This is a genomic window from Streptomyces sp. NBC_01384 (genome assembly GCF_045040035.1).
Lineage (GTDB): Bacteria > Actinomycetota > Actinomycetes > Streptomycetales > Streptomycetaceae > Streptomyces.
In genome coordinates, this window is record NZ_CP109559.1 from 6,568,858 (window position 1) to 6,582,133 (window position 13,276).

Annotated in this window: 13 protein-coding genes; 6 read left to right on the forward strand and 7 right to left on the reverse strand. The window is 70.2% G+C overall.

The genetic code is table 11. The features are described 5' to 3' along the window. The first annotated feature begins 415 nt into the window (after nucleotides 1–415). Complete coding sequence (locus tag OG747_RS30205) at nucleotides 416–679, forward strand: hypothetical protein (RefSeq protein ID WP_405882523.1); 264 nt, start codon at nucleotides 416–418, stop codon at nucleotides 677–679. Nucleotides 680–724: 45 nt separating this feature from the next. Here the strand turns inward: OG747_RS30205 and OG747_RS30210 are convergent, their stop codons facing one another. Continuing rightward, on the reverse strand, nucleotides 725–1,297 hold the full coding sequence (locus tag OG747_RS30210; RefSeq protein WP_405882524.1) for a cob(I)yrinic acid a,c-diamide adenosyltransferase: 573 nt from the start codon (nucleotides 1,295–1,297) through the stop codon (nucleotides 725–727). 408 nt (nucleotides 1,298–1,705) lie between these two features. Here OG747_RS30210 and OG747_RS30215 point away from each other — a divergent pair, with 408 nt between their 5' ends. The 3 genes from OG747_RS30215 (at nucleotide 1,706) to OG747_RS30225 (ending at nucleotide 5,896) form a co-directional block, all read left to right on the forward strand. Continuing rightward, a complete protein-coding gene (locus OG747_RS30215; RefSeq protein WP_405882525.1) occupies nucleotides 1,706–2,554 on the forward strand; it encodes a 3-hydroxyacyl-CoA dehydrogenase family protein in 849 nt (282 codons plus the stop codon). Nucleotides 2,555–2,753: 199 nt separating this feature from the next. Further along, nucleotides 2,754–3,077 (forward strand): STAS domain-containing protein, encoded by a 324-nt coding sequence (locus OG747_RS30220; RefSeq protein WP_261707178.1) that lies wholly within the window; start codon nucleotides 2,754–2,756, stop codon nucleotides 3,075–3,077. Nucleotides 3,078–3,346: 269 nt separating this feature from the next. After that, nucleotides 3,347–5,896: an ATP-binding protein gene (locus OG747_RS30225; protein WP_405882526.1), complete on the forward strand. Its 2,550-nt coding sequence runs from the start codon at nucleotides 3,347–3,349 to the stop codon at nucleotides 5,894–5,896. 62 nt (nucleotides 5,897–5,958) lie between these two features. On the opposite strand, the gene nucS is transcribed toward OG747_RS30225, so the two are convergent. After that, entirely contained in the window at nucleotides 5,959–6,630 is a 672-nt protein-coding gene (gene nucS, locus OG747_RS30230) for an endonuclease NucS (RefSeq protein ID WP_405882527.1), read from the reverse strand. Nucleotides 6,631–6,930: 300 nt separating this feature from the next. On the opposite strand from nucS, the gene OG747_RS30235 reads away from it, so the two are divergent. Further along, nucleotides 6,931–7,323 carry an SCO5389 family protein gene (locus OG747_RS30235; protein ID WP_101400700.1) on the forward strand — a complete coding sequence of 131 codons (393 nt, stop codon included), beginning with the start codon at nucleotides 6,931–6,933 and terminating at the stop codon, nucleotides 7,321–7,323. 270 nt (nucleotides 7,324–7,593) lie between these two features. On the opposite strand, the gene OG747_RS30240 is transcribed toward OG747_RS30235, so the two are convergent. Continuing rightward, entirely contained in the window at nucleotides 7,594–8,622 is a 1,029-nt protein-coding gene (locus OG747_RS30240) for an LLM class flavin-dependent oxidoreductase (protein WP_405882528.1), read from the reverse strand. 219 nt (nucleotides 8,623–8,841) lie between these two features. Here OG747_RS30240 and OG747_RS30245 point away from each other — a divergent pair, with 219 nt between their 5' ends. Further along, nucleotides 8,842–9,174, forward strand: coding sequence for an ATP/GTP-binding protein (locus OG747_RS30245; protein WP_405882529.1), 333 nt, complete (start codon nucleotides 8,842–8,844; stop codon nucleotides 9,172–9,174). A 57-nt stretch (nucleotides 9,175–9,231) separates the two neighbouring features. Here OG747_RS30245 and OG747_RS30250 read toward each other — a convergent pair whose 3' ends face one another. The 4 genes from OG747_RS30250 to OG747_RS30265 all read right to left on the reverse strand — a co-directional run bounded on the left by OG747_RS30250 (nucleotide 9,232) and on the right by OG747_RS30265 (nucleotide 13,222). Then, complete coding sequence (locus OG747_RS30250) at nucleotides 9,232–10,077, reverse strand: ABC transporter permease (protein ID WP_405882530.1); 846 nt, start codon at nucleotides 10,075–10,077, stop codon at nucleotides 9,232–9,234. Further along, on the reverse strand, nucleotides 10,074–11,312 hold the full coding sequence (locus tag OG747_RS30255; RefSeq protein ID WP_405882531.1) for an ABC transporter ATP-binding protein: 1,239 nt from the start codon (nucleotides 11,310–11,312) through the stop codon (nucleotides 10,074–10,076). The genes OG747_RS30250 and OG747_RS30255 overlap by 4 nt, the downstream gene beginning before the upstream one ends. Before the next feature lie 186 nt (nucleotides 11,313–11,498). Beyond that, the gene (locus OG747_RS30260) at nucleotides 11,499–12,269 is read right to left on the reverse strand and encodes an ABC transporter permease (RefSeq protein ID WP_405882532.1); all 771 of its coding nucleotides are present in this window, start codon (nucleotides 12,267–12,269) and stop codon (nucleotides 11,499–11,501) included. Between the two features lie 2 nt (nucleotides 12,270–12,271). Further along, nucleotides 12,272–13,222, reverse strand: coding sequence for an ABC transporter ATP-binding protein (locus tag OG747_RS30265; protein WP_405882533.1), 951 nt, complete (start codon nucleotides 13,220–13,222; stop codon nucleotides 12,272–12,274). Between the last annotated feature and the right edge of the window lie 54 nt (nucleotides 13,223–13,276).

Consider the following 13,276-nt stretch of genomic DNA (forward strand, 5'->3'; position numbering starts at 1 on the left):
GGTCTGGACCATAGGTCAATAGGTCTGGACCAGTGCGCCCGCGCGTCGGGTCGGACCCCCAACTCCTGTGCGGGCACGGCGGCTTGGACCCGGCCGCGCAGCTCCAGCTTCCTCGGCGGACGGCTGACGTGGGTCTTCACCGTCGCCTCCGCCCTGTCCGAACGAACTCGGCTCCCGTACGGGCTTCGCCGCGAACGCGTCCATCGGCATCGGGTCCGGGCGGGGGAACAGGGCGGCACGCTGGTCAGGCGGCCGTTTCTGACGGTCGGTGCCGTCGGTGCGGTGCTCTGGTCACTGACGGCCTGCGGCGGGAAGCCGCAGGCGTGCGAGCCGCTCGCGGTCGTCCCCGAGGTCTCCGTGACCTGGCGGGGCGGACGACCTCCCCTACGGCCAGGACTCCTCGTACCGGCTGTGCATGGGGATGCTCTGCGAGAGCGGGGCGCCGCGCGTGTACGGCGACCTGGTGCACGTGTCGCTGCACCCGGCGGACGGCTTCGACGAACGGCGGCCGAGCGTACGCATCCAGCTCTCGGGCCCGCAGGGCGCACCCGAGCTGGACGAGGCCCGCACCTCACCTTGCGGCGGCGGGCGGCGGGCGGCGGGATGTGACCGGGACCTGAGCGCGGCGCTGCGCCTCACCGCGGACGGCGTACTGGAGGAGTCCCCGCACTCCCTGTAGTCCCTATAGTCCCCACAGTCCTAGTGGTCCCAGCCGCCCTGGTGGTCAGCGCTCCCCGCCCGGCACCCACAGCACATCCCCGGTCTCCTTGTTCGCCGTGCGGGCGAGGATGAAGAGGAGGTCGGAGAGCCGGTTGAGGTAGGTGGCGGTCAGCGGATTCATGATGTCGCCGTGGACCTCCAGGGCCGCCCACGTCGACCGCTCGGCCCGGCGTACGACCGTGCACGCCTGGTGCAGCAGCGCCGCGCCGGGTGTGCCGCCGGGCAGGATGAAGGAGCGGAGCTTCTCCAGCTCGTCGTTGAAGCGGTCGCAGTCCGCCTCCAGCTTGTCGATGTAGAACTGCTCGACGCGAAGGGGCGGGAACTTCGGGGCCTCGACCACCGGCGTCGACAGGTCCGCCCCGACATCGAAGAGGTCGTTCTGCACGCGCGTGAGGACCGTGACGATCTCCTCGTCGAGGTCGCCCAGCGCGATCGCCGTCCCGATCACCGCGTTCGCCTCGTTGGCGTCCGCGTACGCCGAGATCCGCAGATCGGTCTTGGCGACCCGGCTCATGTCGCCGAGGGCGGTGGTGCCCTGGTCGCCGGTCCTGGTGTAGATGCGCGTCAGATTGACCATGAGGCCAATTTAGACGGTCTCAGGACGGGCGCCGGCGTATGACTGAGCACTCCTTCGGCGCCTCTGCATCTCTCATCCCGCACGCTCCCGGGCCGTGTGGAACCTCGGGCTCGAACAACGACGTGACCCGTCTGCGGGTATGCGGGTCACAGGTCGTGGAGACCTCGGCATTCGGTCCGCGAAGCGCCAACCAGCTTGAAACCGCAGGGGATTGACGCCCCGACCGCCGAGGCCGGAATTCCTTCGGCTCCGGCCGGGGGAGGATCTCCAAGTCCGTCGGTCGAGACGTGACGACCGTCTCAGGGCGTGAGACCGTGACACGCATTACTTAGGGGTCACACGGGCCCTCACGAGCGCTAGTGTCCGCCCGAGAAGCAGATATAAACAGCGCGTCAGGGGAGTCGCACAGTGGCAGGGAAGCTCGCCGTCATCGGAGCCGGGCTCATGGGGTCCGGTATCGCCCAGGTGTCCGCGCAGGCGGGCTGGGACGTCGTTCTGCGGGATGTCACCGACGAGGCGCTCACGCGTGGCCTTGACGGGATCAAGGCCTCGTACGACAAGTTCGTGAGCAAGGGCAAGCTGGAGGCGCACGACGCCGATGCCGCGCTCGCCCGGATCACCGCGACCACCGACCTCGACGCCGTCGCCGACGCGGACGTCGTCGTCGAGGCCGTCTTCGAGAAGCTTGAGGTCAAGCACGAGATCTTCCGCGCGCTCGACAAGATCGTGCGGGACGACACCGTGCTCGCCTCCAACACCTCCGCCATCCCGATCACCAAGATCGCCGCGGCCACCGAGCGCCCCGAGCGGGTCGTCGGTGTGCACTTCTTCTCACCCGTGCCGATGATGCAGCTGTGCGAGCTGGTGCGCGGCTACAAGACGAGCGACGCAACCCTCGCCACCGCGCGGGAGTTCGCCGAGTCCGTCGGCAAGACCTGCATCGTCGTCAACCGTGACGTGGCCGGCTTCGTGACGACCCGCCTCATCTCGGCGCTCGTCGTCGAGGCCACCAAGCTGTACGAGTCCGGCGTGGCCACCGCCGAGGACATCGACCTCGCCTGCAAGCTGGGCTTCGGTCACGCCATGGGCCCCCTCGCCACGGCCGACCTCACGGGCGTCGACATCCTCCTGCACGCCACCGGCAACATCTACACCGAGACCCAGGACGAGAAGTTCGCCCCGCCGGAGCTGATGCGCCGGATGGTTGATGCCGGTGACATCGGGCGCAAGAGCGGGCAGGGCTTCTACAAGCACTGAATCACGCACTGCATCACGCACTGAATCAAGCATCATCCGTCGCGGAAACCGCACGTGCCTCTGGGGTGTCACCCCATGAGGTGAATTCGGTATCGGTTCGCTCACAGACGGCAACCTCTGCGGCCTCAAGGCAGTCAGACGGTGCACACGCAAAACGCAGACTGACGCAGCGTACGAGACGCACTCTCGGGGAGCGCATATGTACATCAGGGGCGACCACGCCGAACTGGTCGTCGGGGGCCGCCTCGACGTACGCAGCGCGGCGGACGCCCGTACGGTCCTGCACTCGGCCGTCGACGACGGAGCCGGCGACCTGGTGCTGGACCTGTCCGAGCTGGACTCCTGGGACGCCACCGGCCTCGGTGTCATCATGGGGGCCCACCGACGGGCCGGGCGGTGCGGCCGACGGCTCGTGCTGCGCGGCGTACCACCGCAGATGCAGCGCCTGCTGGTGGCCACCCGACTGCACCGGATCCTGGCGATCGAGGGCGGCATCGGGGTCGAATCACTGCCCCGGGTATGACCCGGCGTACGCGTCCTGAACAGCGTACGAAACGCACCTCGCGCGCAATCCTCACGAGACTGTGACGTCTCGGACGGCGCGGTACCCCGGCTGCTCGTAGATACTGTGCAAAGGTTTAGGGTTCGGCTGCCCGCCACCCGAAACCCTACGGGCGGGCACCGGACCAGAAGCGACAGCGCGGTGTGCAGCAAGGCCGGGAGGGGCCTGGGTCCTGTCACCGGACTCCCGGCGACAGAACTCGCACACGACGCTTTTGGGGGGCTTGGAACATGGAACCGATCAACCCGGGACCCGAAAAGTACGGCCATGACGACGACGGCCAGGCGCCTCGCTCGCGCCCGCCACGCGATCCGCTCACCGCCGACCTGGGTCAGCACACGCCCGCACTCGCCCGTACCGTCCAGCTCGTCTCGGGCGACTTCCTGCTCACTGTCAACCCCGTCGACGGCAGCGAGATAGAGGCCTGCCCGCCGGGAGAGCGGCCGCAGCGGCCCACGAAGTTCAGTGCCACCGAGCGCGCCGAACTGGCCCGCGCCGCTCAGCCGCCCGTACCGCCGGGACCGGCCCAGCCCCGGCTGCCGCTCCTGGAACGCCAGGAGGAGCGCGAGCGGCTCGTCCGCCTGCTGGCGCGCGGCCGTTCCGTACGCCTCACCGGTCCCGCCGGCTCAGGCCGCACCAGCCTGCTCGAAGCCGTCGCCGAGGACTGCGCCGACCTCGCCCCCGACGGCGTCGTCCGCCTGTCCGGATACCGGCGGACCGCGAGCGACCTGCTCCACGACCTGTTCGCCGCCGTCTACAACGCGCCCCTGCACCGGCCGGAACGGGACGAGTTGCTCGAACTCGTCCACGGCATCGGCGCGGTCGTCGTCCTCGACGACGTGGAGATCGGAGGCGGCGCGCTCGACGAACTCCTCGACGCCACACCCGAGTGCGCCTTCCTCATCGCCGCGACCCCCGACGTCCCCGCGCCGTCCACCGACTCCCTCCTCGAAGAGGTGTTCCTCAGCGGACTCGACCGCAGCGGCGGTCTGGAGCTCCTGGAACGGGCCGTCGGCCGCGTGCTGACCGAGGAGGAGTCCAACTGGGCGGGCGACCTCTGGTTCGAGTCCGAGGGCCTGCCGCTGCGCTTCATGCAGGCCGGGGCGCTGCTGCGACATCGCGACCAGATGCAGGCCGACGAGGACGCCTTCGACGAGTTCGGCGTCTTCCAGGACGCCCCGGTCGACGTGCCGGTCGACGCGCCCTTCGACACCGGCGTCGGCCATGACGTACCGCTGCCCTCGCTCGCCGAAGGGGCCGCGCCCGCCGCGCTGCTCGCCTCCCGGCTCAGCGAGTGGGCCCGCGCCACCCTGCGCTTCGCGGTCGCCCTCGGCGGTGAGGTGCCGCACCAGACGCATCTGCCCGCCCTCGTGGACGACACCCACGCCGACGCCGCGCTGGCCGAGCTGGCGAACTGCGCGCTGGTCTCCCCGGTCGGCTCCCGCTACCGGCTCGCGGCCGGCGTGCAGGCCCAGCTGGAGGCCGCCGGATACGCCGACGGGCTGGAGGAGCAGGCCCGTACCGCGGCCCGGCACTACACCTGGTGGGCCGGGCACCCCTCGGTCACCCCGGAGCGGGTCTGCGCCGAGGCCGACGCCGTGCTCGCCGCGCTCACCGTCCTGGTTCCGCTCACCACGCCGCCCCTCGACGAGCAGGACGAGAGCATCGCCGTGCAGCTGGCCCGCACGGCGGCGCCCGCGTTCGCCGGAGGGCTGCACTGGAGTGCCTGGGAGCGGGCGCTGCGGGCCGGTGCCGAGGCCTCCCGGCTCGCCGATGACGTGGGCGAACAGGCCTACTTCCACCACGAGTTGGGCATCCTCGCGCTCTGCGACGGCCAGCTGGACCGGGCCCGCGCCGAGCTGGAGGCCTCCATCGGGCTGCGCGGCGCCCTCGCCGACAAGCGCGGCACCGTCGCGGGCCGCCGCGCCCTCGCGCTGGTCGCCGACCGCTCCGGGGCCGTCCTGCCCGGCGGGCGTACGGCGGCGGGCGAGGAGGTGCCCGACGCGCGGCACGAGGAGTCGGCGTCGCCGCCCGGTGGCGTACCGGCCGCGTTCGGCCTGCCCGCCCCGGCCGGGGAGGCCTCGACGCTGGTCACCAACCGGGTCGAACCGGGCCTGGCGTCGAAGCGGGTGAGCGTCGCCGGACGGCTGGTGAGCGGCACCCGGCGCAACCTGGTCGCCGCGGGCGCGGGCGCGCTCCTCGCCGCCGTGCTCGGCACCGTGGTGACGCTCGGCGCGACCTCGAACAACAACAACGACACCCCGTCCGAGAAGGTCGGCGTCAACCCCTCGGCCAGCCAGGGCGGCCAGGACGACAGCCTGGGCGCGGACAAGGCCAAGAAGGGCGGCGGCAGCGACACGGGCGTGGTGACCGTGCCGACGGATCCGGGCCCTGACGGCACGTACGGGACCTCGGACGACCCGACACCGCCGGCCGGCACGAGCCGGCAGCCGTCGGACAACCCGACTGGGACGAAGTCGGGTGGCGGTACGTCGACGTCGCCGTCCAAGTCGGCTTCGACGTCGCCGTCCAAGAGCCCGTCGCCGACGCCTTCGAAGTCGACGAGTCCGTCCTCGTCGACGAGCCCGACGGGCTCTACGACATCGCCGTCCCCCTCCGCCTCACCCACCCCGTCGACGACGCCGACCACGTCGAACTCCGCCAGCGGCCCCGCCTCCAGCATCCCGGCGAGCACCACCGCCGGCGCGCCGCAGAGCAGCGCGGCGAGCGTCCCGGCGAGCAGCGGCGCCGCCGGGTCGCCGGGTGGCTCGGTGATCTGAGGAGTGTGACAAGAGGGAGGGCCGGGTCCGACGCGGACCCGGCCCTCCCTCCTGTCGTCGGGTCAGAACAGCCGCAGTTTGTCGTCCTCGATGCCGCGCAGCCCGTTGTAGTCCAGGACGGTGCAGCCGATGCCGCGGTCCGTGGCGAGGACCCGGGCCTGCGGCTTGATCTCCTGGGCGGCGAAGATGCCGCGGACCGGCGCGAGGTGCGGGTCGCGGTTGAGCAGCTCGAGGTAGCGGGTGAGCTGCTCCACGCCGTCGATCTCGCCGCGCCGCTTGATCTCGATGGCGACGGTCTGGCCCTCGGCGTCGCGGCACAGGATGTCGACGGGGCCGATGGCCGTCATGTACTCGCGGCGGATGAGCGTGTAGCCCTCGCCGAGGGTTTCGATGCGGTCGGCGAGGAGCTCCTGGAGGTGCGCTTCCACGCCGTCCTTGATCAGGCCGGGGTCCACGCCGAGTTCGTGCGAGGAGTCGTGGAGGATCTCCTCCATCGTGATGATGAGTTTCTCGCCCGCCTTGTTGATGACGGTCCAGACACCTTCCTCGTCGCCGGACCCCTCCTTCAGGGTGCAGGGCGGCGACATCCAGTTGAGGGGCTTGTAGGCCCGGTCGTCCGCGTGGATCGAGACGCTGCCGTCCGCCTTCACCAGGATGAGGCGGGGGGCCGACGGGAGATGGGCGGTGAGCCGGCCCGCGTAGTCAACGGAGCAGCGGGCAATGACGAGACGCATGGTCGGCAACGCTACTCGACGGGCAGAGGTCCACGCGATTCGCCCGCCCGTCTCCCACCACCACCCTCAACCGAGGGCCCTGCGGGCCCACCCCTTTGATCCTGAAAGACGCCTGTTCGGTCGTGGCTGATTGTGTGCCTACTGAGAGTTCGCTATGTGCGCATTCTCCTGGTGCCGTCACGGTCCGCTGCTTACCGTATAAACGGGAGGTCGCGATGCATGTACTGAGAGTGTTCGATATCGCGAATTCCCGTACCTGTCCGGCAACCCCCGAGGTCTGGGGGTGCGAGAGGAGAACCCATGTCGCTCGACGTCTCACCGGCCCTACTCGAAAAGGCCGAGCGAGGCGAGGTCGACGAAGCTGAATTCGTCGACTGCGTCCGGACCTCCCTGCCCTACGCATGGGAGATGATCAGCTCCCTGGTGGCTCAGCTGAAGGTGGACGGCGGCAACTTCGCCGACAACCAGACGCCTCCGCCGGACGAGCAGGCGCGTGGCCAGCTGCTGCGTGCGCTCGCGAGTGACGCGATACGCGGCGCGCTGCAGCGGCACTTCGGTGTGCGGCTGGCCTTCCAGAACTGCCATCGGGTGGCGGTGTTCCCACTGGACGCCTCAGTGGACGACACGCTGGCACGCTTCACCTCGGTGCGCAGTCAGCTGCTGAACCAGTCGCCGGAGTTCCGAGACTGCTGACGTGGCGCCTTGATGCCGCATCGCTTGCCGCTCCGTACGCGGGAGGTGCATTTGTACGGGGCGGCAGGCCCCCACGGGTTCGCCGAGCCGACAGCGGGACGCGGGGCGGGACAACTCGGCTGTGGGGGAGGCTCGTTGGGGTTCTGGCGCCCCTCCTCCGGATGGGGGCCGTTCGCCCGCGAGGCACCCGTACGGGGCCCTGGGGACCTTCAACCGGGCCCGGGGCGCCCTCGCCCTCACCCGGGGCCCGTACCACCCCCGTCACCCGGCTCAGCCGAGGTGGGGGAGCACCTCGGCGCCCAGCCGCCGTACGTTCTCCTCCGTCGCCGCCAGGTCGCCCGAGCCCTCGACAAGGAGGGCGAAGCGGGAGATACCGGTGCGTTCCGATGTCGCCGCGAGGCGGTCGGCGCACAGGCGCGGCGTGCCCACGGGGTGCAGCCCGCAGAGCAGTTCGGTGTACGCCAGCGGGTCGCGCATCGCGCGGGCGCGGCCGTCGACCGTCACATGCGCGTCCAGCCCTTGTTTCAGCCAGCCCGGCATCGCCTTGAGGAGCGCCTCGACGGCGTCGGTGCGGCGGTCCGCGATCTGGCAGACCCCGGCCGAGACATGGGCGGCGCCGAAGATCTCGTCGGCCGGGCGGCCCGCCACACGCGCATGCTGCCGCCACAGGGCCACCATTTCGGCCTTCTCCTCGTCACCGACATGCATCCCGAGGAGCATCGGCAGCCCGCGCTCGGCCGCGAGCCGTACGCTCGCCGGTGAGGTGCAGGCGACGACGACCTCGGGGTCGGGGGAGCCGCTCAGCGCCTCCGACGGCCGGGGTACGACGGGCACTTCGCGGAACCTGAACCGCTCGCCCAGGCCCGCCACGGACGGCTCGCGCAGCCAGCGCACCAGCAGATCGAGTGATTCCGGGAACCCCTTCTCGTACGCCTCCAGTCCTGAGCCGAAGACCTCCAGGTCCACCCAGGGCCCGCCGCGCCCCACGCCGAGCGTGAAGCGGCCGCCGGACGTCACGTGCAGCAGCGCGGCCTGCTCGCCGAGGGCCACGGGGTGGACGGTGGGCAGTACGCTCACCGCCGTACCGACGCGGAGGCGGTGGGTGCGGCCGAGCAGCAGGGCGGCGAGGGTGACGGCCGACGGGCAGGTCCCGTACGGTACGAAGTGGTGCTCGGCCAGCCACACCGCGTCGAGCCCCGCCTCCTCGGCGACCTCGGCGGTGCGTACCGCGCGGTGCAGGGCCTCCCCCTGACCCTGGCCCGGGAACTGGGCCGCCAGTACAAAACTTCCAACGTGCATGGTGCTTCCCGCTTCCTCGGCTCCGACGCGGAGCTCCCCCACCGGCATAACCGCCCGACACGTGCCGAGGACACGGCTTGTCGGAGAGATTTGCGGATTGTCTGCAGAATGGGCCGACGGGAGGGCAATCTGTGGGGGTTGGTGGAGTACGACTACCCCTGTCTGCTCCGCGTAGGCTGGAGAAGACCCTGCCCCCTGTACAGCTCCGTGAGGTGTCCTGTGTCCCCGCGTCGCAACCGTCCCAAGGGTTCCGACTCCTCCGGCCCGAGTGCGGAAGACGACCGCTCCGGGCGGTACGGCGGCTGGCAGTCCACGGAGAGCTGGCGGGGCGAGGAGTGGAGCGTGCGCCATGTGGCGGGCGCCAGCGCCGAGGGCAAGACCTACCGCTGCCCGGGCTGCGACCAGATGATCCCCTCCGGCCTCCCGCACGTGGTGGCCTGGCCCGAGCACTCGGGCGTCGACGAACGCCGCCACTGGCACAAGGCCTGCTGGAACGCGAAGGACCGCCGCACCTCGCGGGTGCAGCGGTCCCGTAACGCGCCCAGGTTCTAGGCGACTTCAGGTCAGGTCAGGTCAGGTCAGGTCAGGTCGGGGCGGGGCGGGGCGACCTCACACGTCCCGGCGCTCCAGCAGGACGTACGCACCGGCGATCGCCGCCGCCGTCACCCCGGCGAGCAGGCCGAGCTGCGCGCCGCCGTTCCCGTTCTCGCTGTTCAGCGCGAAGATCCTGGCGAGGGCGTTGGGAGCGGCGTACTCCTGCATCTTCTCGCCGATCGTGCGCATGCTCTGGGACATCATCAGGAACGCGGGCAGGATCGAGGGCACCAGGACGACACCGAGCATCGTGGTGATCGCGCCCGCCGAGTGCCGCAGCATCGAGCCCACCGCGAGCGAGAGAACCCCGAGCAGCGAGACGTACAGCGCGCCCTTGATGACCGTGCCGCCCCACGAGACGTTCGAGGAACCGCCGTGCATGGCCGAGGTCATGAGGCCGACCAGGACGATGGAGAACACCGAGACGGTGAACGCCACCGCGAAGAAGATGATCAGCTTGGCGGTGAGCACCCGGTACCGCTGCGGCGAGGCGGTGAAGGTGGTCCGGATCATGCCCGTGCCGTACTCGGACGAGACCACCAGGACGCCCAGCGTGATCAGACAGATCTGGCCGAGGATCAGCCCGAAGAAGGCCGGAATCGTGTATGGCACGTCGCTGAAGTCGGAGTCCCGGGTCTGCGCGGCGACCAGGAAGCCGATGCCGATCACCAGCAGCAGGAAGGTGCCGAGCGTCCAGATCGTGGAACGCACCGACTTGATCTTCGTCCACTCGGAGTTGAGCGCGTGGCCGAGGTGGGTGCGGGTGATCGGGATCGGCGAGGCGTACGAAGTGCCGGGCGCCGCCTGCCAGTTGGGGGCACCGGCGGCCTGCTGCGGCATCGGGGGCTGGGGCGTGCTCATCGGGCGTCCTCGGGCTTGGTCAGGTCGGGAGCGGCGGCGGGGGCGGCAGGCTCAGTGGGCGCGGCAGGGGCCGCGGGCGGCTGTGCGGAGGCCTGGGACGCGGGCCGGGCGTACGGGTTGGCGTCCGTGGCGCCGGGCGCGGCCGGAGCGCCGTACGGGCCCGCCTGCGGTGCGCCCTGCGGCATCGCGAACGGCCGGCCGCCCTGCTGGGGAGGCGGCGGGGCGTACCAGCCGGGCTGGCCCTGTCCCGGTACCGGCAGCTGCGGCGGCGGCATGGCGCCCGGCGGCAGCTCCTGCTGGAGTCCGGCCTTCTGGTCGATGGTCGAGCGGTAGTCGACGGCGCCCTGAGTCATCCGCATGTACGCCTCCTCCAGCGAGGCCTGGTGCGGCGACAGCTCCCACAGGCGTACGTCGGCGGAGTGTGCGAGGTCGCTGATACGGGGGAGCGGCAGGCCCATCACGCGCAGCGCGCCGTCCTGCTCGGGCAGCACCTGGCCGCCCGCCTCGGTGAGGGCGGCCGTCAGCTTCTCGCGCTGCTGCGGCTCCGTTTCCGGGGTGCGGACCCGGGCGAAGTCGGCGGAGTTGTGCGAGATGAAGTCCTTGATGTTCTGGTCGGCGAGCAGCTGGCCGCGGCCGATCACGATGAGGTGGTCGGCGGTCAGCGCCATCTCGCTCATCAGGTGCGAGGAGACGAAGACCGTACGGCCCTCCGCCGCGAGCGCCTTCATCAGGTTGCGGACCCAGAGGATGCCCTCGGGGTCGAGGCCGTTGACCGGCTCGTCGAAGAGCAGCACCTGGGGGTCGCCGAGGAGGGCGGCCGCGATGCCGAGGCGCTGCCCCATGCCGAGCGAGAATCCCTTGGAGCGCTTTTTCGCCACGTCCTGGAGTCCGACGACACCGAGGACCTCGTCCACGCGCCGGGCCGGGATGCCGGACAGCTGGGCGAGGCAGAGCAGGTGGTTGCGGGCGTGCCGGCCGCCGTGCACGGCCTTGGCGTCGAGGAGGGCGCCGACCTGGCGGGGCGCGTTCGGCAGCTTGCGGTAGGGGAAGCCGCCGATGGTCACCTGCCCCGAGGAGGGGTTGTCGAGGCCGAGGATCATCCGCATCGTCGTCGACTTGCCCGAGCCGTTGGGCCCGAGGAAGCCGGTGACGGCGCCCGGCCGCACCTGGAAGGAAAGGTTGTACACGGCCGTCTTGGCGCCGTAGCGCTTCGTCAGGCCGACTGCCTCGATCATGCTCCGCACCCATCGAAAGGTTCAGGACGTCGGGGCACACGCCCCCGTAAGGGTTAGGAGGATATCGGGGCGCTGACGGTTCCACTCAAGAGAAAGTAAAAGTGTGCAGGTCACGCGGGGGAGAGATCGAGTAAGGGTCTTACTCGGCGTCTTACCTGCATCCTTGTGTTTGTCAGGTACCCGTCGCTACGCGTCCCGTTTCTTGAGCAGGGCGTAGCCGCCGATGAGTGCCGCGACCACCCACAGCACCATGATCGCGAGGCCGCCCCAGGGCCCGTACGGGGTGTCGTCGCCGATCGGGGTCACCACCCGCATGATCTTGCTGCCGGCCTGGTCGGGGAGATAGCGGCCGATCTTCTTGGTCGCGGAGACCGCGCCGAGGATGTTGGAGATCAGGAAGAAGAACGGCATCAGGATGCCGAGCGAGAGCATCGGGCTGCGCAGCATCGTCGCGACGCCCATCGAGAAGACCGCGATGAGCGTCATGTAGAGCCCGCCGCCGATCACCGCGCGCAGCACTCCGGAGTCGCTGATCGACGCGCTGTGCGTGCCGAGCGCCGCCTGTCCCAGGAAGAAGGCGATGAAGCTGGTGATCATGCCGACGACGAGGGCGAGCCCCGTCGCCACCGCGATCTTGCCGAAGAGGAACGTGCCGCGCTGCGGGACCGCGGCCAGCGAGGTGCGGATCATTCCGGTGCTGTACTCGTTGCCGACGACGAGCACCCCGAACACGATCATCGCGAGCTGACCGAGGCTCATCCCCGCGAAACTGATGAACGTCGGGTCGAAGGAGAGCCGGTCCTTCTCGCTCATCTTGTCGAACTCGTTCTTCGACAGCAGCGAGATCAGGATGCCGAGCGCGATCGTGACCACCGCGGCCAGACTGAGCGTCCAGACGGTGGACGCGACGGACCGGATCTTGGTCCACTCGGACTTGAGGACCTGGGTCGCCGCCATGCTCAGGTCTCCTTGTTCCAGCCGTCGCCCCACTCCTGGGGCGGGGCCTCGGTGTGTGCGTGGTACTCCACCGACTCCGCGGTCAGCCGCATGAACGCCTCCTCCAGGGAGGCCTGCTGCGGACTGAGCTCGTGCAGCACGATCTGGTGCTGCGCGGCCAGCTCGCCGATGTGCTCGGACTTCGAGCCGTCCACTTCCAGCATCCCGCTGCCCGTCTCGACGACCGTGATCCCGGCGCCGTGCAGTATGTCGAGCAGCCGCTCGCGCTGGGGTGAGCGGATACGGACGTAACTGCGGGAGTTCTGCTGGATGAAGTCGGCCATGGAGGTGTCGGCGAGGAGCCGCCCCTGGCCGATGACGACGAGGTGGTCGGCGGTCAGCGCCATCTCGCTCATCAGGTGCGAGGAGACGAAGACCGTACGGCCCTGGGCGGCCAGCGACTTCATCAGGTTGCGGATCCAGTGGATGCCCTCGGGGTCGAGGCCGTTCACCGGCTCGTCGAACATCAGGATCCGCGGGTCGCCGAGCAGCGCGCCCGCGATGCCGAGCCGTTGGCCCATGCCGAGCGAGAAGCCCTTGGCCTTCTTCCTGGCGACCGTGGTGAGGCCCACGGTGTCCAGGACCTCGTGCACGCGTGCCGTGGGGATGCCGTTGCTCTGGGCGAGGCAGAGGAGGTGGTTGAAGGCACTGCGGCCGCCGTGCATGGCCTTGGCGTCCAGCAGGGCGCCGATGTACTTCAACGGGTCCTTGAGGTGGTCGTAGTGCTTCCCGTCGATCCGTACGTCACCCGCGGTGGGACGGTCGAGGCCGAGCATCATCCGCATGGTCGTGGACTTGCCCGCGCCGTTCGGTCCGAGGAACCCCGTCACGATGCCGGGTCTGACGGTGAAGGTCAGATGGTTGACCGCCACCTTCTCGCCGTACCGCTTGGTCAGCCCCTCGAGCTCGATCATGCGGTCACGGTAGGACGACGCGTGGGGCCGTGCCACTTGAGCGGGCAGGTGTTC